At 65.9% G+C, this 18,429-nt stretch carries 14 protein-coding genes and 2 pseudogenes; 8 read left to right on the forward strand and 8 right to left on the reverse strand.

The features are described from left to right. Nucleotides 1-139: 139 nt before the first annotated feature. The 3 genes from XARJCFBP2528_RS09205 to XARJCFBP2528_RS09215 form a co-directional block, all read right to left on the reverse strand. Entirely contained in the window at nucleotides 140-766 is a 627-nt protein-coding gene (locus XARJCFBP2528_RS09205) for a GntR family transcriptional regulator (RefSeq protein WP_016903878.1), read from the reverse strand. A gap of 286 nt (nucleotides 767-1,052) precedes the next feature. Beyond that, the gene (locus XARJCFBP2528_RS09210; protein WP_016903877.1) at nucleotides 1,053-2,078 is read right to left on the reverse strand and encodes an alpha/beta hydrolase; all 1,026 of its coding nucleotides are present in this window, start codon (nucleotides 2,076-2,078) and stop codon (nucleotides 1,053-1,055) included. Nucleotides 2,079-2,213: 135 nt separating this feature from the next. Then, complete coding sequence (locus tag XARJCFBP2528_RS09215; RefSeq protein WP_047124693.1) at nucleotides 2,214-3,800, reverse strand: SDR family NAD(P)-dependent oxidoreductase; 1,587 nt, start codon at nucleotides 3,798-3,800, stop codon at nucleotides 2,214-2,216. A gap of 219 nt (nucleotides 3,801-4,019) precedes the next feature. Between XARJCFBP2528_RS09215 and XARJCFBP2528_RS23395 the strand changes: the two are divergent. The 3 genes and pseudogenes from XARJCFBP2528_RS23395 to XARJCFBP2528_RS09225 all read left to right on the forward strand — a co-directional run. Continuing rightward, a pseudogene (locus tag XARJCFBP2528_RS23395) lies at nucleotides 4,020-4,139 on the forward strand (SPFH domain-containing protein); the annotation flags it as partial. Nucleotides 4,140-4,312: 173 nt separating this feature from the next. Beyond that, nucleotides 4,313-5,287 (forward strand): glutathione S-transferase family protein, encoded by a 975-nt coding sequence (locus tag XARJCFBP2528_RS09220; protein ID WP_016904227.1) that lies wholly within the window; start codon nucleotides 4,313-4,315, stop codon nucleotides 5,285-5,287. 79 nt (nucleotides 5,288-5,366) lie between these two features. Beyond that, on the forward strand, nucleotides 5,367-5,762 hold the full coding sequence (locus XARJCFBP2528_RS09225) for a VOC family protein (protein WP_016904226.1): 396 nt from the start codon (nucleotides 5,367-5,369) through the stop codon (nucleotides 5,760-5,762). Between the two features lie 142 nt (nucleotides 5,763-5,904). Here the strand turns inward: XARJCFBP2528_RS09225 and XARJCFBP2528_RS09230 are convergent, their stop codons facing one another. From XARJCFBP2528_RS09230 to XARJCFBP2528_RS09235, 3 genes and pseudogenes are all read right to left on the reverse strand, one after another. Next, complete coding sequence (locus XARJCFBP2528_RS09230; RefSeq protein ID WP_016904225.1) at nucleotides 5,905-6,366, reverse strand: membrane protein; 462 nt, start codon at nucleotides 6,364-6,366, stop codon at nucleotides 5,905-5,907. A 216-nt stretch (nucleotides 6,367-6,582) separates the two neighbouring features. Beyond that, nucleotides 6,583-6,723: pseudogene (locus XARJCFBP2528_RS23400) on the reverse strand (alpha/beta hydrolase); the annotation flags it as partial. Nucleotides 6,724-6,768: 45 nt separating this feature from the next. Next, a complete protein-coding gene (locus XARJCFBP2528_RS09235) occupies nucleotides 6,769-7,392 on the reverse strand; it encodes a YiiX/YebB-like N1pC/P60 family cysteine hydrolase (RefSeq protein ID WP_016904223.1) in 624 nt (207 codons plus the stop codon). Between the two features lie 147 nt (nucleotides 7,393-7,539). On the opposite strand from XARJCFBP2528_RS09235, the gene XARJCFBP2528_RS09240 reads away from it, so the two are divergent. Together XARJCFBP2528_RS09240 and XARJCFBP2528_RS09245 are read left to right on the forward strand one after the other, a co-directional pair. After that, nucleotides 7,540-7,875, forward strand: a complete 336-nt coding sequence (locus XARJCFBP2528_RS09240; protein WP_026064749.1) for a DUF3817 domain-containing protein — start codon at nucleotides 7,540-7,542, stop codon at nucleotides 7,873-7,875. Nucleotides 7,876-8,355: 480 nt separating this feature from the next. Further along, nucleotides 8,356-9,531 (forward strand): HBL/NHE enterotoxin family protein, encoded by a 1,176-nt coding sequence (locus XARJCFBP2528_RS09245; protein ID WP_016904221.1) that lies wholly within the window; start codon nucleotides 8,356-8,358, stop codon nucleotides 9,529-9,531. Nucleotides 9,532-9,851: 320 nt separating this feature from the next. On the opposite strand, the gene XARJCFBP2528_RS09250 is transcribed toward XARJCFBP2528_RS09245, so the two are convergent. Then, nucleotides 9,852-12,176 carry a S9 family peptidase gene (locus XARJCFBP2528_RS09250; protein WP_016904220.1) on the reverse strand — a complete coding sequence of 775 codons (2,325 nt, stop codon included), beginning with the start codon at nucleotides 12,174-12,176 and terminating at the stop codon, nucleotides 9,852-9,854. Nucleotides 12,177-12,579: 403 nt separating this feature from the next. Between XARJCFBP2528_RS09250 and XARJCFBP2528_RS09255 the strand changes: the two genes are divergently transcribed. Then, complete coding sequence (locus tag XARJCFBP2528_RS09255) at nucleotides 12,580-14,013, forward strand: GAD-like domain-containing protein (protein WP_016904219.1); 1,434 nt, start codon at nucleotides 12,580-12,582, stop codon at nucleotides 14,011-14,013. A 50-nt stretch (nucleotides 14,014-14,063) separates the two neighbouring features. On the opposite strand, the gene XARJCFBP2528_RS09260 is transcribed toward XARJCFBP2528_RS09255, so the two are convergent. Then, nucleotides 14,064-15,155: a DUF1615 domain-containing protein gene (locus XARJCFBP2528_RS09260; RefSeq protein ID WP_016904218.1), complete on the reverse strand. Its 1,092-nt coding sequence runs from the start codon at nucleotides 15,153-15,155 to the stop codon at nucleotides 14,064-14,066. A gap of 440 nt (nucleotides 15,156-15,595) precedes the next feature. Between XARJCFBP2528_RS09260 and XARJCFBP2528_RS09265 the strand changes: the two genes are divergently transcribed. Both XARJCFBP2528_RS09265 and XARJCFBP2528_RS09270 read left to right on the forward strand, forming a co-directional pair. Next, nucleotides 15,596-17,470: a GGDEF domain-containing protein gene (locus tag XARJCFBP2528_RS09265; protein ID WP_047124596.1), complete on the forward strand. Its 1,875-nt coding sequence runs from the start codon at nucleotides 15,596-15,598 to the stop codon at nucleotides 17,468-17,470. A gap of 140 nt (nucleotides 17,471-17,610) precedes the next feature. Then, nucleotides 17,611-18,051: an Rrf2 family transcriptional regulator gene (locus tag XARJCFBP2528_RS09270; protein ID WP_016902957.1), complete on the forward strand. Its 441-nt coding sequence runs from the start codon at nucleotides 17,611-17,613 to the stop codon at nucleotides 18,049-18,051. The last annotated feature ends 378 nt before the right edge of the window (nucleotides 18,052-18,429 follow it).

The following is an 18,429-nucleotide window of genomic DNA, read 5'->3' on the forward strand; positions in this document are numbered from 1 at the left end:
CTTTCAAACCTGACGGCCGCGCTCACGCATGACCGCCACGATGCGCGACACGGCCTGGATGCGACGCGGATGGTAGGCATGCAGCACAGCACTTAGCGCCGCAGGGTCACGCTGCGCTGGCAGCAGCGTGGCCGCGCTATCAAACCTGACGGCTACGCTCATGCATGACCGCCACGATGCGCGGCACGGCCTGGATACGGCGTACGTGATAGGCATGCAACGCTGTTTGCAGCGCCGCAAGGTCGCGCTGCTGCCAGTGCAGCGTGAGCTCTGCCAGTTCTTCATCGAGCCCGTCGAGCAGGCCGTGTTTGGCACGTCGCACCGGGGCCAACCTGTCATTGGTCTGCCTGACTGCGTGGTGCAGCGACCAGTGCGCGGTGGCACGGGCGATGGCATCGAAGAGCTTCCAGGTCTGCTTGACCACGTCTGTCGCTGCACTGGTGGATTCCGGCTCGCCAGGGGCATGCGGCACCAATGCAACGCCGATATCGCAGGCCATCCGCAACAGGCGCTCCATCCAGTCGTACAGGTCCCGCAACGCGACCTCGGTGAGCAGCGGCACCTGAAAGCCATAGCGTGCGTGATCGATGAGCAGGCCTTCGCCGACCAGGCGATACAGCGCAAAGCGAACTGGCGTGGAGCTGATCTTCAACTCGATGGCCAGCTTTGCCGGGTCGATGCGCTGACCGGGCGGATACCGCCCGGACTGCAGTGCGCGCCTGACCTGCGCATAGGCAACTGCACGTTTGGAGTGGATTTCACTCATGACGAACTCCTTGTCTGACCGCGACGCCTCCCCTGGCTGGATCGTACATGCAATGGCTGCGGCAGGAGTTGCTGCGGTAGTCCTTTTGGTCCCGGGCTTGTCACATCGTACCGCGTACGAGTCAGGCTGCGAGCCAATACGCTGCCCCGACAGTAAGAGTTTTTATAACGCCAAAACTGAGGCCAATAAAAGAGGGCCGCCTGGTATGCCAGGGCGGCCCTCGTGTGGACATTATCTGTTCCTGCTATTGCGTGGCACTCCCGTCGTGCCAGACGCTGTGCCTTGGTTAGCGGAACGACTCGCGCAGCCGCTTGCCTGCGTACTCCTGCGCGGCCTTGGCCTTGGCAACGACTGCGGCGCAGCCGAAGAACTCGTGCGTCACGCCGGTGTAGACCTCACGCTCGACCGGTACGTTGGCGTCCTTCAGCGCATCTTCCAGCTTGGCGCCATCGCTGCGCAGCGGGTCGATGGTGGCGTTGATAATCGTCACCGGTGCCAGGCCGCGCAGATTGGCGTTGACCAGGTCCAGACGGGTATCTGCCTTGTCGGCATCGCTGCGGATCAGGTGCCCCACGAACCATTCGATCATGGCCTTGTTCAGGGGCTTGGCGATGGCGTTTTCGATGTAGGACTCGGTGTGCAGGCTGCCGGTCTGCCCGACCGGGTAGACCGCCAGGATATGCGTCGGTGCCGGCAACCCCTTGTCGCGTGCGGCCACGGCCGTGGCGATGGCGAGGTTGCCGCCGGCGCTCTCGCCTGCGAGTGCGACGCGCTGCGGGTTGCCGCCGATGCTTGCCGCGTTTGCCAGCACCCATTCGTAGGCGGCGAGCGCGTCGTCCCAGGCGGCGGGGAACTTGTGCTCGGGCGCCTGGCGATAGTCGACCGAGACCACGATGGCGCCGGTTTCCTTGGCCAGCCCGCGCGCGCCGCCGTCGTAGACCTCGGCATTGGCGATCACCCAGCCACCGCCGTGGAAATAGACGATGACCGGCAGTGCGGTGCCGCCCTGTGGGGTGTAGACGAAGGCAGGAAGATTGCCGGCAGGCGTTTCCAGGGTGTGGGAGGTGCGCTTGACGCCGGGCACCAGCGCCTCGGGGTCGGCGGTCTTGCCCTGGTCGTGCAGGAGCTTGTTGACCGCATCGGCAATGGTCGGCTGCTGCCGGGCTTCGGCCGGCGTGAGCTTTTCGATGGCCTTGGGTTCGAGCGCATCGTGGGCCTGGGCCAGGTCGTGCATGTCGTCGTCGGCACGGATGGCGCCGATGACGTTGGAGAGGGTGTCGATGATCGGGTTGGGCTTGCCGTGCTCTGTCATGTGCGCGTCTCGGTTGATTGACCGTGACGCTAGCGGCGGTGCAGTCAATGGGGCGACAAGGGAGCTCGGCCGTTATGCACATGGCGGCAACATTCGCAGCAGGCGCCGGTGCAGGCGCCTGGCGATTGAGAGCCCTTACCAATCCGTCGGCGCATAGTCCTTGAGGAACTGCCCCCACACATGCTCGCCGGTGTTGGCGCCGTGGATGATGGGGTCGACGATGCGCGCGGCGCCGTCGACGATGTCCAGCGGCGGGTGGAAGCGTTCCTGCTGGACCTTGAGCGCGGCGATGTCCGCCGGATCCTCGTCGGTGACCCAGCCGGTGTCGACGCTGTTCATGTGGATGCCGTCGTTCTGGTAATCGGCCGCCGAGGTGCGCGTCATCATGTTCAACGCGGCCTTGGCCATGTTGGTATGCGGATGCCGGGTGGTCTTGAAGTTGCGGTAGAACTGCCCTTCCATCGCCGAGACGTTGACGATGTGCTTGTCGCGCTCGGGCGTGCGCAGCATCAGCGGCTTCAGCCGCGCGTTGATGATGAAGGGGGCGATGGCGTTGACCAGCTGGGTTTCCAGCAGTTCCACCGAGGGCACTTCGTCCATCAGCAAACGCCAGGAGTTGCGCCCGCGCAAATCCACCTGCTGCAGGTCCTGATCCAGCCGTCCATCCGGGAACAGGTGCTGCTGGCCGACCAGTTCGTCGTCCAGCAACGCCACCTGCGACAGCTCGGCGGCGCGGGTGAGCCCATCGGCGCCGTCCAGGCCGCGGCCATGCACCGCCGGCAGCGCCATTGCCGAGGCATCGCGCAGCAGTTCGGGCGTGCGCAGGCCTTCGTAATGGCCGACCAGATTGCGTACGGTTTCCGGCAACTCGTGCAGCGCGGCGGTTTCGCCGGCCATCATGTGCGCGTAGAACTGCGGCGGGCGGCGCACCGTCTGGCAGGCGTTGTTGATGATGAAGTCCAGCTGGTCACGGGTGGCCAGCAGCTGGCTGCAGAACGCTTCCACGCTGGGGGTGTGGCGCAGATCCAGGCCGAACACCTGCAGGCGATGGCCCCATGCGTTGAAGTCCGGCTCCTGCGCATAGCGCGCGGCCGAATCGCGCGGAAACCGCGTAGTGACGATCAGTTCCGCGCCGGCGCGCAGCAGCTTCAAACCGGCCTGATAGCCGATCTTGACCCGTCCGCCGGTCAGCAGCGCCACGCGCCCGCGCAGGTCGGCGGTTTCGGTGCGCTTGAAGTAGTTCAGCTCGGCGCAGGCCGGGCACATCTGGTCGTAGAAATGATGCAGCTGGGTGAACTTCTGCTTGCAGACGTAGCAGTGGCGCAACTCCGGCGAATGCGTGGGCTCCGGTGCGGCAGCGGCGTTCTGGCCGTTGTGCGCGTCGTGCAGGCCGGCGGCATGCGGCGGGAAGAAGTTGGGCGTGCTGAACACCGGTTTGCGCCGCAGCGCGCGGATGCCGCGCTGCTCGAGCAGCGCTTCGGCCTTGCGCACCTTCTCCTGGTGCCGCTCGCGCTCGCGCTGCTTGAGCAGCTGCCGCCGCGCCTTGGGCTCGGGGTGATAGACCCTGGCCACCACCTGGTGCAGCCGCACGCGGTCGGCCTCGGGCAGCGTGTCGAGCACGCTGCGGTCGGCCTCGATGGTCTCCAGCAGGTCCAGCGCCGCGCGCAGGCGGTCGGTCAGGGGCAGGTCGTCGGCGGGCGGGGGTGGGGCGTTGGTGTTCAAGATGGATCCGAAAAAAGAGCGGCAGAAGGCGGAGCGCATGCAGCGGGCGGCGCGGTGGACGCGAGGGATGGCGGCCAGCGGCCACGCTGGCCTGGACCGCTGCCGCCGCAGGCCGGAGCGTCCGGACCGCAGCTATTTTCGCCGATCCCGAGGTGTTGATGCCAATGGCGTGCCAAGGCAGGGGCAGCGGTGATGACTCCGGTGCCCAGGGTGTATCTGATCGGTCTGACGCCCGAGCAGTACCTGGCCAGCCAGATCGCCGAACTCAATGCTGATGCCTGCAAGAAGGCGCAGGCCTGCTACATGGTGCCTTCCGGCACGTCGGTGATTGCCAGGTAGCGTGCGCTGCCGGCCGATGGCAACGCGGGGCTCCTGTTGCCTTGCAGCGGTGGGTCTTCGGTCTGCAAACGCTGCTGGCTGCTCGCGTCCGCTCACGCCACCACGGCCGCTCACGCACTCTCCAAACCGGCTGGGCTAGGGTTGCGGCCTACTGTGGTAGCGGAGAAGGCAGCATGGGCCTGTTGGTCGATGGCAAGTGGCAGGACAGTTGGTACGACACCGACAAGAGCGGTGGGCGTTTCGAACGCTCGCAATCGCAGTTCCGCAATTGGGTGACGCGCGATGGCAGCACCGGCCCGCATGGGGACGGTGGCTTTCAGGCCGCTCCCGGGCGCTATCACCTGTATGTGTCGCTGGCCTGCCCGTGGGCGCATCGCACATTGATCTTCCGGCGCCTGAAAGGTCTGGAGTCGATGATCGACGTGTCGGTGGTGCACTGGCTGATGGGCAAGCAGGGCTGGACGTTTGCGCCAGGGCCGGGCGTGGTGGGCGATGCGCTCCACCAGGCGCAGCATCTGTACGAGGTCTATCTGAAGGCGGATCCGCAGTATTCCGGGCGCGTGACCGTGCCGGTGTTGTGGGATCGCGAGCGCAACACGGTGGTCAGCAACGAGTCGGCCGACATCATTCGCATGTTCAATAGCGCCTTCGACGCGGTCGGCGCTGCGCCCGGCGATTTCTATCCGGCGCCGCTGCGCGAGCAGATCGATGCGATCAATGCGCGCGTGTACGACACCGTCAACAATGGCGTGTACAAGGCAGGCTTTGCCACCACGCAGGCTGCGTACGAAGAGGCGGTGGTGCCGCTATTCGAGAGCCTGGATTGGCTGGATGCGCGCCTGGGCCAGCAGCGCTACCTGTGTGGCGACCGGCTCACCGAAGCGGACTGGCGCCTGTTCACCACGCTGGTGCGTTTCGACGCGGTGTATGTCGGCCATTTCAAATGCAACCTGCGGCGCATTGCCGATTATCCGCAGTTGTCCGGCTACCTGCGTGAGCTGTATCAGATGCCGGGTATCGCAGACACGGTGAATTTCCAGCACATCAAGCACCATTACTACCAGAGTCACGACATGATCAACCCCACCGGCATCTTGCCGCTGGGGCCGGTGCTGGATCTGCAGGCGCCGCATGGGCGTGGCGGCTGATGCAGCTACTCGCCGAATGCTGCCGGATATCCACGCGCTGCCCTAAGCTGTGCGCCTTCGATACGGACAGGAGTGATGCGTGCTGAATCATGTGATGGTGGGATCGAACGATATCGCGCGATCCAGGCAGTTTTACGATGCGGTGCTCGGCGGCGTCCTCGGTGCCGCCGAACCACTGGTCAATCCTGCCGGCTCGGGCCACGTGCGCCTGTTCTATCGCCATGCCGGCAGCACGTTCGTTGTCAGCGAGCCGATCGACGATGCGCCCGCGACCAGCGGCAACGGCGCCACCGTGGGCTTCAGCTGCGGCTCGCCCGAGCAGGTGCAGGCGTTCCACGACGCTGCGGTGGCGGCGGGTGGCATGTCCATCGAAGATCCGCCGGGCGTGCGTGAGAGCCGCATGGGGCCGGTCTGGCTGGCCTACGTGCGCGACCCGGACGGCAACAAGCTCTGCGCGGTCTACCGGCCTGCGTAGGCTGTGATCCCTGCGCTGCTGCGACTGCCGCAGCGCGACCGCGCACCGTGTTATTGCTTTGCTATGGCGACGGTGGAACGGCCGCCGCCACAGCGCGCCCTGTGGATGCGGTGGGCGACAGGCTCAGGCAAGGGACCTCGCGCTAGTGCTTGGCCGCATCGCGCATGATCAACGTCGCCGCGCCCACCGTGATCGCGTCCTCGACCACGCCGGTGCTGGTCTGGCCGTAGCGGTCGATCGCACGCATGCGCAGGTTGAAGGTGAGGTAGGCGGCCGCCACTGCGGTGGACGCGCCCAGCAGTGCGGCGATGCCGCGCTGATGGCGGGGAGCCAGGGCCGCGCCGACGATCACGCCGGTGGCGATGCGCGCGATCATGCCGGGCAGCACGATGCGGTCGGGCGCGGTTTTCATCTTGTCGCCTGCCAGCTCGCCGCCGGCAAGCGCGAGCATGCCGGCCGATGCCAGCGGATTGGCCAGCAGCGGCGGTGCGCCGTTGTCGGCAGGAAGCTTGCCGGTACGCGCAGCATTGGTGACCGCCGCCAGCGGCGTCATCGAGCGCATGCCGGCGACGGCGCCCATCAGGATGGAATGAATCAAAGCCATGTACACCTCTGCATGTGCTCAACAATCGCAGGCGGAATGCGCTGCGTGCGGCACGCTGTATGGATGTGCACACACTAGGACGGTGCATGTATGGGCATTGGCAAGAGCTTGTGCATGCCGTGCATGGGCGGCGCCCGCACGGCACTGGATGTGCTTGCGATGCGCTGCCGGGAATGTATCGGCTTGCGCCGCGCAACCAGGCGCGCGGCATTGCACTCAGGGTGCCTTGGTGCCCAACAGGAACTTCAGCCCATGGGTGATGCCGCGCGGTGCGACACTCAGGTGATCTTCGTCGTTGAGCACCTCCAGCTCCAGCTGCAGCGACGGATACTGTGCCGCGCGCAGCGTCTGCACTAGCTTACTGGCGAAGCAGGCGCCTGTTGTCGCCGGCATTCCCGCGCATCACTTCAAACGGCCGACATACGCCAGCACGGGAGCGGCCGCCATATCGTTCGGGTTGGTGCCGGGCAAGCCTTGCGGTACGTCCATGCCCCTGCTGCGGTAAAAGTCGGTCCAGTACTGCGAGATCTTACCGGTCTGCAGGTTCTTGAAGTTCATCGGTTGCAGGGCGAAGACGTGCTGGGCACGGAACGCGCGTTCAATGAAGTCCGAGCAGTAGTAGCTGTTGTCGTCCTGCACGTAGGTGGTGTTGTAAGGCTTGCCGAGCATGCGCTGCGCCTGCGCGATGGCGCCGGGGATCGCACTGCGGTGTTCTGCGGCCAGCCGGTACACATGGACCTGCCGATGCTTGGCATTGGCCTCTTCGACGAATGCCTGCAGCGGCTGCTGCCGCGAGCCTTGTTCGTCTGCGTGCAGCAGCACCTGTCCGGTAGCGCCATGGGCGAGCAGTGCCACATGATCGAAGCTGGGAGCATCCTGCCTGGCGGTGGCATCGTCGATGGCGCCGCTCAGGCCGGTGCGGGCGGCGGTGACGAACAGCAGGTCGCCGTCCTGTAGCTGTACGGCGATGGAGGTTGCGGGCAGCAGTGCCAGTGCAAGCACGGCGAGCAGGAGGAGGGTGCGCATGGGGGCGGCAGGGAGTGCAAGGGCCACCATTATCGCCAGGAACGGCGGCGGGCGGCGGGCACGCGATGCCCGCTGTAAACTACAGCGGCCAGCGGGCGTCGCCGCCGCCATCGCGTCGCGGCAATCCCTGTCCGTCTGGAGTGTTGCATGCGTGCTTCTTCTGCGTTGTCGCCGATCGGCCGGCTGTTTGCCGTGGCCGCCTTTATCGAAGGGCTGACCTGGGCCGGGTTGTTGCTCGGCATGTTGCTCAAGTACGGCACGCACACCACCGAGCTTGTGGTGTGGCTGTTCGGGCGGCTGCATGGCGCGGCCTTCCTGTTCTATGTGGCGGTCAGCGTGCTTGCCGCACTGCGCCTGCGCTGGCCGTGGTGGGCGTGGGCGCTGAGCCTGCTGGCCGCGTTGCCGCCGCTGGTGACGGTGCCGCTGGAAATGTGGTTCCGGCGTATCGGTTTGTTGGGTGTGCCGACGCGAACTGCCGGCTGACCGCGTCGGGGTGAACCCCGATGCAGCGTGATCGCCATTGCAGTGGAAGTGATCGACCAGCGCATCCGCTGTTCATGGACGTCCCTGGCGATCGGCGTGGTAGAGCCTGCACCTGCCGGACGATGTGCCGGCTGAGACAAATCGACGGGTCGGTGCACATCCGTTAGGGGATGCTGGGTTCTCGGGCACTCGGTGCTTTCGCAGATAGCACGGCAAAGTTCTTGAGAGCATCGATCACCGGTGCTGTCCCGTTGTGCCAGCAGACCGGCAGTCGCTATGTGAATGGCGAGCGTTGATGGAGCGTCCAACGCGTCCGGGTTCGGGCATCGGTGGTCGCAACCGGGCATGGATCCAAGGTGGATGGATTCATTGGGCAGCACGCACGTGAGGTAAACAGAACGTCTGATTCCGGGAGCCAGCGGTCCGGATCTAGCGGTGACATTCCTCGATTCATTGGTTGACAGCATCAGGAGACGATCCATGCAAGCGCAGAAGAAGCCGTTTTTCCCCTTTGCTCTGAGTTCGGCCCCGCAGGTGACCAGCATCGCGAGTGCGATCGGTACCTCGCGTGTACTGGCCGCCGTCTCCAACGATCCCTTGCCCATCGATCAGCAACTTGCAAACGCATTCAATGCCAATAATGCGGTCATGGCTTATGTCTTGGGCATCGGCAATACGCAGTTGCCGACGATCTCGCCTTCGCCCACGTGGTACAGCACGTTCCAGACAGCGTTCAGCGATGCACAGATTCACGCCAATGGCTGGTATCCGATTGCGACCAATCTCGTCAGTATCCCCAACTCGATTGCGGGCTATGGCATTTCCTTCAATGTCAGCATGTCCACCATCAATTCCCTGGTGGCGGTGCTGCAGAACGATCCGACCAATGCCGCTGCGATTGCTGCGCTGAAGTCTCAGTTCGGCAGCATGATTTCCCAAATCACGTCCTATACGCAGAGCGCGGTGACTGTCCAGCAGTCCATCACTACATTCAGCAATAACCTGACCTCCGATGCGGCAGTGCTGTCGCAGGCAGTCGTTGACTCGACCAAGGAGCAGGCGGTGGATCAGGCCAAGATCGCTGCGTTCAAGGCCGATATCGCGTCGCTGCAGTCGGAAATCAGCCATTGGCAAACCGTCGAGACGGCATCCGCGATTGCTGCAGGTGTCGCCTTCTTTACCGGCGCGGTGATTGCAATTTTTTCGTTTGGGATCGGCTTGGCATTCGGGATCGTCGCCGCAGCAGCGCTGATCACGACGATGGTCATCGCATCGAATAAGATTCAGGCGTTGAAGAGCCAGGTAGAGGCCGACAACAGCAATATGAATGCTGTGACCCAGCAGGCGGCGAGCCTGGCGGTGCTGAATGACCAGGTCAATGGATTGATCACGCTTTCGCAAGCGGCCAGCACGCAGATTTCCCTGGTATTGCAGGTCTGGGAAGAGCTTGAGTCCGAGTTGAATACCGTGGTGACGGATTTGACCAACTGCAACGGAAACGTCACCAATTTGAACCTGCCGCAGCTTCAGTCCAATCTGAATTCCGCCAACCAGGATTGGCAGACCTTGGTGGGACTGTGCAATACAATCGCCTCGATCAAGTACAACCAGGCAACGCCCGCCACCGCGACGATTCCCGACCCCGCCACTGCCTGACGATCGGCATCGCATTGTTGGATGAGGTGGCTGCACTGCCGAGCCACGTGCATCGGGTCGTCATGGACGGGTGCGCATGTGGCCGGGCTGGCGGAGGCATGTGGATGTCCACACGCTTCCGTCAGCCCGCCTTCTGAAGCGCGTCGGCGGCCAGCGATGTTCCGGTTGCCGGTGCACAGTCGTCGTCAGCAGGTTCCAGCAGTGTGGAAGCGTACAGCACCAGCACGTACGGCCGGCGCCACCCCGAGTGGCGCGGGTGGCGGTTCGTCGTCTGCACGGTGCTGCATTGGCGTCCTAAGGAGCGATGCCGTGCACACCGCTCAGTTTTTGGGCATCGGCTTCATCTGATAGTCGGCCGGTGGCATTGCGCCGAGCAGGTGCTGCACGAAGTAGTCCCAGCGGCGGCGGCTGACATACGGGGTGAGCTCGCCATAGCCGTGCTTGGCGTTGGGCAGCATCAGCATGTCGAAGGTCTTGTTGGCCTTGATCAGGGCATCGGCCACCAGCAGGGTGAGATACGGCGGCACGTTGTCGTCCAGGGTGCCGTGCACCAGCATCAGCTTGCCCTTGAGTTTGCCGGCGTGGGTGGCGTTGGCCTGGTCGTCGTAGTTGGAGCTGCCGTCCTGGTTGACGATGTGCTCGCCGTGATACTTCTCGGCCCAGTCGTCCTCGTAGCCGCGGTTGTCGTGGTTGCCGCTTTCCGACCAGGCCACCTTGAAGAAATCCGGGTAGCGCAGCATCGCGGCAGTGGATGCATTGCCGCCGCCGGAGTGGCCCCAGATGCCGACGCGGCCCAGGTCGATCCACCGATAGCGCTGGCCCAGTTCCTTCAGGCCGGCCACCTGGTCGGGCAGGGTGTTGTCGCCCATGTTGGCGTACCAGGTGTCGTGGAAGGTCTTGGAGCGCCACGGTGTGCCCATGCCGTCGATGGCGACCACGATGAAGCCCAGCTCCGCCAGCGATTGATTGTCGCCATGGCCGGCAAGGAAACTGCGGCCGCGGACCGAGCCGGTTTGCGGGCCGGGATAGACGTAATCGATCACCGGGTACTTGCGCGCCGGGTCGAAGTTACTGGGCTTGAACATCAGGCCATACAGGGTGGTCTTGCCATCGCGCGCCTTGACCGTGATCGGCTCCGGCGGCACCCAGCCGGCCGCCTTGAGGCGGCTGATATCGGCAGTGGCAATGGTGCTGACCGTGCGTCCGTCGCCGGCATCGCGCAACAGCGTGACCGGCGGGGTGATCGAGGTGGAATAGGTATCGACAAAGCGCGCGCCATCGGGCGCCAGCGCGATGCTGTGATCGGCGACTTCCGGCGTGAGCAGCACCGGCTCACCACCGTCCAGGCTCACCTTCCACAGCTGCTGGTAGTACGGGTCCACGCCCGGGCTGCGGCCCACCCCGACGAACCACGCAGTGCGCGTCACCGGATCCACGCGCAGCAATTCGGTGACGTTGCCCTCGCCGGTGGTGATCGTGCGCTTGGGCTTGCCGGTGGCCAGGTCGTAGAGATACAGCTGGCCCCAGTCGCTGCGCTCGGAAAACCACACCGCCTCGTTGCTGCCGGGCAGGTACGCCCAGTTGGCGGCGACCTGGCCGCTTTCGTAATAGGTCTTGGCGGTTTCGTCGAAGGCGGTGCGCACGTCGCCGGTGGCGACATCGGCAATGCGCAACCAGGCCTGCTTGTGGAAGCGCGAGGTGGACACGAAGGCCAGCGTCTTGCCGTCCGGCGCCCACTTCACATCGTCCCACAGGCCCGGCGAGCAGCTCACGTCATCGCACAGGGTGGAGCGGTGCTGGTCGGGCGGCAGTTTCAGCCGCAGCACGCTGCGCGTGGGCACGTCGATGACCACGCGCTCGATCATGGTCACGTCCTTGTCGCCGGCCAGCGGGTATTTCCACGACTGCAGTTCCGGATGCCCGAGCTTGGTGCTGACCAGGTACATGTCGCCGGTCTTGCGCTGGTCCTGCTGGAAGGTGGCGATCTTGCGCGAGTCCGGCGACCACGCAACGATGGCGTTGTCGCTGTGCTGCCAGCCGGCGTTGTCGGTGGCATAGCCGAAGTTTTCCACGCCGTCGCGGGTGAGCTGGGTCTCCTGGCCGCTGGCAAGATCGCGCACCCACAGGTTCCAGTTGCGGATGAAGGCTTCGCTGCGCTTGTCCGGCGACAGCACGCCCGGCTCGGCCTTGTCCTTTGCGTACAGCTTGCTGCAGCGCGCACGCGCATCGCAGACCACGGCGGTGTCGCGCACGTTGAGGCGGTAGCGGCCATCGGCGGTGCGCTTGACCACCGGGGCGAAGGTGTCGGCCTTGAGCGGCTTGTCGCCGGTCTTCAGCAGCGTATTGAGCGAGGCGACCAGCGCGGACTGCTTGAAGATCGGCGCGCTCTTGCCGGTGGCGGTGTCCAGCTGCAACAGCTGGTTGCCCTTGGCATCGTGGTCGACATAGACCACGTGGGTGGCGTCCAGCCAGTCGATGCGGGTGGCCTGGTGATCGACCAACGGTTGCGCCAGATAGCTGGTGAGGCGCTCGGCGCGGGCGTAGTCGGCCTCGGTCACGGCAGGCGTCTGTGCGCTGGCGAGTGCCGGCAGGGTGGCCAGGGCGATGGCGGCGAACAGCTGCCGCAACGGCAACGGGGTGGGCATGAAAGACTCTCCGGGACGAAAGGAGCGCGCAACGCGGTCGGCGCGACCGTCCGATGCTACCCGCCAGATGGGCTGGGCGCCTCTGCCAGAAGTCGTGTTCGCGCCATTGTCGACCGGGGCGGGCCGCACGCGTTTCGGCGACCGAAGCGGGGCGGACCTGTGATGGAGCGGTTGCCGAGCGCATCGGCCGGTCCGGCACCGCCACAGCGTGACCGATGGGGTTCGTCGAGCGCGATGCCCATCGAGGCAGATCACACCCGTGGACCGCACGCGCGCCGGTGATCGGCCAGCCACTGACGGCGGGAATGTCCCGGCATGAACTACGCTTCCCGGCGTCCACACAGGGCCATTGGGCACGATTTGGATCTATTGCACGCACGCAACGTTGACTGGAGGCCGTCTGATGTCATGGTTCCGCCGCTTGGCACTGTCCCCCTTTATCAAGGCACACCCGCCGCGCAAGACGCAGCCTGCCCCGGCGGACCTGATTGCCGCCTATGCGCCGCTGCTGCCTGCCAGCCTGCTTGAGCTGTGGCGCCAAGAAGGACTGGGGCACTATGGCGACATGCAACTCGCGCTGATCGACCCCCGGCAATGGCAACCGGTGCTGGATCGCTGGATCGTCTCGCCACCTGACGCGGTACGGCGTATTCCGATCGCGCTTACCCCTTTCGGCGTCTTGGTGTACTACCGCAAGCTGACTGCCACCGACGAAGACGTGGCCTATCTGGACCCGGTCTCGAAAGCGACTGGCGATCTGACCTGGAACCTGGACGACTTCTTCAATCAGTACCTGCGCGACGCCGCATCCTGTGATTGCCTGATTCCATCCGACCTGCTTGCCGCCGCACGCAAAGAGTGCGGGCCGCTCGCGGCGGGCGAGGTCTACGAGATTGATCAGATGTTGTTTTCGATGCAGATGTTGCGGGTCAACAAGGTCGATGCGTTGGCGCTGCACAGCCGACTTGGCGATGCTGTCGACGGCCCTGTAATCGTTGCCGATGCACCTACGACCAATGGCGATGCATTGCCCGCAGCGCAGCGCTCTATGTTCGAGGGCATCTTCAACGCGCCACAGTGCAGCAACGACCTGCAGGGCGTGTACCTGTCGTCTTACATCGATTGGCATCGCATGCTGGCGCTCGAGCCCAACGGCCAGTATCGCCTACTGTTTTGGAAAATCGATCATCGCATCCTTGCACGCACCGATGTGCGTGCGTATGCGGGCCGCTACGAGGTAACGCATACCGAGATTGGCGACGAACAGGTGACGCTCGATATTCGGTTGCGCAGCGACTCCAGTGGTAGCGATGCCAACGATGCGCAGCTGGTGGTCATGCGCTCGGGTACCGACATGTTTCTGCTGCGCGCCGACGAGCTGGCAGACATGGCAACGGCCATGGATGGCTCGAAAACGCTGGGCCGAAGCGAGTACTACTTTCGCAAGGTGGGGTTGGGCGATGCATTTGTCGAGGAGCCATCCGGTGGACGCGCTGCGCCCCCGCTTGCCGATCTTCCACGCGCGTTACAGCAACGGGTGACTGCCGAAGCGATCATCGCCACCATCACCCATGTGGACGACGTCGACCCGGATGCTGAAGACGACGGCGCCGGCACCGTCATGTGCACACTGGACCGAGGCCAGGACGATGGGCTGCGCATGAACATGCCGCTGCGCTCGCCGCCAGACACCGGGCGCGCCCTGTATGGCTGGGTCTGGGAGATGCACCCTGCCGCGTGTCGGGTCGGCATCAACTATCAACGCGGTAGCGATGGCAAGGTGGAACATGGTCCTGTTGTCGGCGATGTGTTGACCAGTCGCCTGAGCGGGGAATGAGATGGCGGTGCGCAGCGCAGGCAGTGCTCGCAGCGCGGCAAGCCAGTGGCTTACTTGCCCATGCAGCGCTTCCAGCGCTCGTTCACCCGCTGCGCGAACCAGGCGGTGGTGAGGGTGCGGGTGATCTTGGGGCTTTCCAGCGTGATGCCGGGCAGCACCGCGCGCGGCAGCGGCTTGCCGGCACTGCGCTCGGCCAGCGCGAAGACCTGGCGATACAGCGCGGTGTCTTCGAAATAGGCAGAGTTGCCGGCTTCCAGGGCGCGGCGCAGCTGCCGGTCGCTCATCGCCAGCTGGCTGCCAAGGGCGCGTGCGGCGCGTTCGGTGCCGCCGGGCGCATCCAGGCCGGCGCCGGGTGTCAGCAGGTCGCCATCCAGAGTCAGCGCGATGCCGCTGGCCTTGCTCAGCGCCGCCTGGAAGGCGGCATTGCGACTGGCGTACCAGCCGGCATTGAAGTCGGCAAAGCGGTACAGCAGGGCGTCGTAACTGGCCGGATACCCGAGCAGGTGCCTGGTGCCGAACCACAGCCCGCCGCGACGGCCGAACACCTCGTGGCGGATCGAGTCGCCGGGCGGATACGGGTAGCGCTCGGCATGCTGCTCGGCAAAGGCGATGCTGACCTGCATCGGCCCGGCGGTATGCACCGGGTTGAGCCCGTCGAACAGGCGCGCGCCCAGCGGCACGCTGCCGGTGAAGTCTTCGAAGATGCGGCTCAGCTCCTGCTCGGTGCGCGCGCTCGCGATGCGCGTGGCGTAGCTGCGGCCGTCGGGCGAGTCGATGCGCAGGGCGGCATCGACCATGAAGCCGGGGATGTGGTGCGCGCTGGCGCGGCGGTCGATCTCGGCGCGCGAAATCTTGCCGAGATTGGGCACCACCGGGTTGGCCTGGTAGGTCGACTCCTGCTCGGTCACCGCCAGCACCGCGCAGATGTGCTCGGCGCTGGTGTCCAGCCCCTGCGAGGACAGCGCCACGTAGACATCGTCGGCCCAGCCGTTGCGATCGCCCAGCGTGGCCGGCAGGCGCCGCGCGATGTCGGCCTTGACCGCGTCCGGGGAGCGCTGTGGCGCACGCGGCGCCTGGGTGGCGCAGGCCGACAGCAAGGCGACGGCGAGCAGCGTGTGCAGGCGGGGCAGGCGGGATGTCACGGCGTCTCCAGGATCCGGGGGGCGGCAGCAGGTGCCGTGCCGCAGTTTACGTGGCTGTCGCGGGGTGGTTGCATGCGGCGATGTGCAGCAGCCGCGACGGCGCGGGTCGCCCGCCGGGCCGCAGCGCTTGCCAAGGGGCACGGCCGCAGGCCGCGGTCATGCGATCTGCAGGCCGATTCAAGCCCGCTGCACGCAGGCCGCTAACGCTCTTGAGGCATAGCGTGGCGATCACATGACCTGCCGTGTTCGCCGGTCATCATGACCGCGTGTTTTTGCATCGAAGTGGCGTCAGTCAGACGCCGACATCGCCCCGATTCCACCGCCAGCCAACCATGGGAGAGCTCGAGTGCCGCAGCAACCAGCAAACCCGATACGGGCCGGGCGGCGCTTGCTGTGCACGGCAGCCATGCGGTGTGGCTCATCGTTGCCGTGAGGTGTCGATGAGCAGTGCGACGCCACGCTGGCGGCGCATGGTCGTGGGGATGGCTGCAATGCTGTTCAGCGCGGCGCTGTGGGCGCAGCCGCAGCCGTGGAAAAGCATCGAGACCGCCGCGATCGACGACCCCAGGGCCGCCTTGCAGGCCGCCCAGGCCGCGTTCGAGCGTGCCCGCAGCGATGGCGACGCCGATGCGCAGTTCTGGGCCTCGCTGGCGCAGGCGCGCGTGCTGATTTCGCTGGAAGAGACCGAGCGCCGCCAGGCAGCCCTGGCCCAGGCGCATGCGCTGCTGGAACGGGTGCGCGGCAACGCGGCGCAGGCGCAGCTGTGGCTGGCGATCGTGCAGGCGCTCAGCGATGTGCGCGAGAGCCCCAACCGCGGCATGCTGGCGCGGCTGGAAGCGCTGCGTCAGCAAGCGCGCGCGCTGGGGCGCAACGATCTGCTGTGCGAGATCGAAGCGGTCGACATGTGGAGCATGCTCGCCTCCGGCAGCAGCGACGAGGCCTGGAACGCGGCCCAGGCCAGCTACCAGTGCGCGGTGCGCGAACACAACTTGAGCCTGGAGCTGGATGCCTTGACCCAGCTCGGCTCGTTGGCCAGCCGGGTGGGGGGCCGTTCGGCGGAAGACAACGACGCCGAAGACTATCTGCAGCGCGCCCTGGCGCGCCTGCGCGGCCAGCCGGCACGCTTCCAGCGCAGCCTGATCGAATACGAATACGGCACCTCGCTGGCAGCGCAGCAGCCGGACGCGTCGCTGCTGCATTTCAGGCGCGCGCTGGCGCTCAGCCGCGAGCTGGGCGACCAGGCTGGCGTGGCAGCGGCATTGACCAGCGCCAGCGAGGTGCTGATCGACGCCGGCGATGCCACCGCGGCACTGGCAATGGCGCGCGAGGCGCTGCCGTTGATGCAACGCCAGGGCAATGTCGGCCGCGTGGCCGCCTGCCATGCGGTGTTGTTGCGGGCATTGACCGCGCTCAAGGCCGGCAGCCTCGGCATGGAGATCATCGCGGCCAGGGCAGCGGACGACCCCAATCTGCCGTTGGTGCGGCGCGCGCGACTGCTCGATGCCATTGCCCAGGCACTGGCGGCGGAGGGGCGGCATGCCGAGGCCTACCAGGAACTGCAGCGCGCCAACACGCTGCGCGCGCAGAGCCTGGATCGCCAGCGCGACACCGTGATGCTGCGCCTGCAGGCGCGTTATGAAGATGCGCGCCGCGGCGCGGAAACCGCCGAGCTGCGCCGCCGCAGCGAGACCGCGCAACTGGCGTTGCAGGCCCGCGAAGCCGGGCAACGCGCCTTGTGGATTGCGCTCTGCGCGGCCTGCCTGTTGTTGCTGGGCGCGCTGGTGGTGCTGGCCTTCGGTGCGCGCCACCGGCGGCAACTCTCGCGGCTGGCGATGCGCGACGAACTCACCGGCCTGCCCAATCGCCGCGCCATTCGCGCCGAGGCGCAGCAGCAGGTCGAGCAATCGGTGCGCTCGCAGGTCCCGTGCATGCTGGCATTGATCGATCTGGACCACTTCAAGCTGATCAACGACATGCATGGCCACGCCGCCGGCGATGCCGTGCTCAAGGCGCTTGCCAGCGCCTCCAGGCTGGCGCTGCGCACGCAGGATCGGCTGGGCCGGCTGGGCGGCGAAGAATTCCTGCTGGTGCTGCCGGGCTGCAGCGCAGAGGAGATTCCGGCGGTGTTCGCACGGCTGCGCAACGCGGTGGCCGCGATCGAGATCGCCGGCCTGCCCGCCGACCAGCCGGTGCGCTTCTGCATGGGCGCGGTGAGCGTCACTGCGGGGAGCGGCCTGGATGTGCTGCTGGGGCAGGCCGATCTTGCGCTATACGCCGCCAAGACCGCCGGGCGCGATCAATGGGCGGTGGTTTGAGTGCCGCATGCGCGGCTACGCGGCTCCGGCTGCGACATCTGCGCGGGGCTGCGGCACAATCGTGCGGTGGCGCTGCCACGTTGCCTTCCGTCGATTGAGCGAACCGAGACCGCGTGCGAACCGATAGCCGTCTTTCCCGCATGCTGCATGTGCTGTTGCACATGGGCAGAAGCCAGCAGCCGATGACCTCCGAGCAGATCGCCGGCATGCTGTCGACCAATGCGGTGGTGGTGCGTCGGACCATGGCCGGCTTGCGTGCTGCCGGCTACGTGCAGTCGAGCAAGGGCCACAACGGTGGCTGGCATATCGCGTGCGACCTGACCCAGGTGACATTGCTGGACGTGCACCGTGCAGTGGGAGGCCCGCATTTGTTTGCGATCGGCGCCGATCACCCCAACCCGCAATGTGGCGTGGAGCGCGTGGTCAACGCAGCCATCGCCGACGCGCTGGCCGAGGCGCAAGCCGTGTTGCTGCAGCGCCTGGGCACGGTGACGCTGGCAACGCTGGCGGACGAGTTCGATGCACTGTGCACGACAGCCTCGCTGCCTGCCGGTCTGCCGACAGGCAGACGCAGGCGCTGACGCACACCAGCTGTTGCATACGCCGTTGTACATGGCGTGCAGCCGGGATGGCAGACGCGCGGTGTGCCTGTGCTTGCAGTCCCGTGCGGCATAGGCATGCGCTTTGCGGCAGCTGGTCGGCATCGATCGCAGACAGGGCGCGCTTAGCCAGGCGCAGTTGCCAGGACGCTGTCGTTTCCTGACGTGGCGTGTATATGCGCACCCGCGCAGCACCGCCACGCCGCACTGCCCATTGCTTTCAGGCGATGACGCGAATCGCAGCCGATCACGGCAAGCGCGACAGCGGGCAACGCATCGACCCTCGGTCGCATGCGCAACCCGTCAACCATCGAGCAGATAGCAACGTCAGCACAGCGCGGTTGAATCGCCGGTCTTTTC

This window comes from Xanthomonas arboricola pv. juglandis, assembly GCF_001013475.1.
GTDB lineage: Bacteria > Pseudomonadota > Gammaproteobacteria > Xanthomonadales > Xanthomonadaceae > Xanthomonas > Xanthomonas arboricola.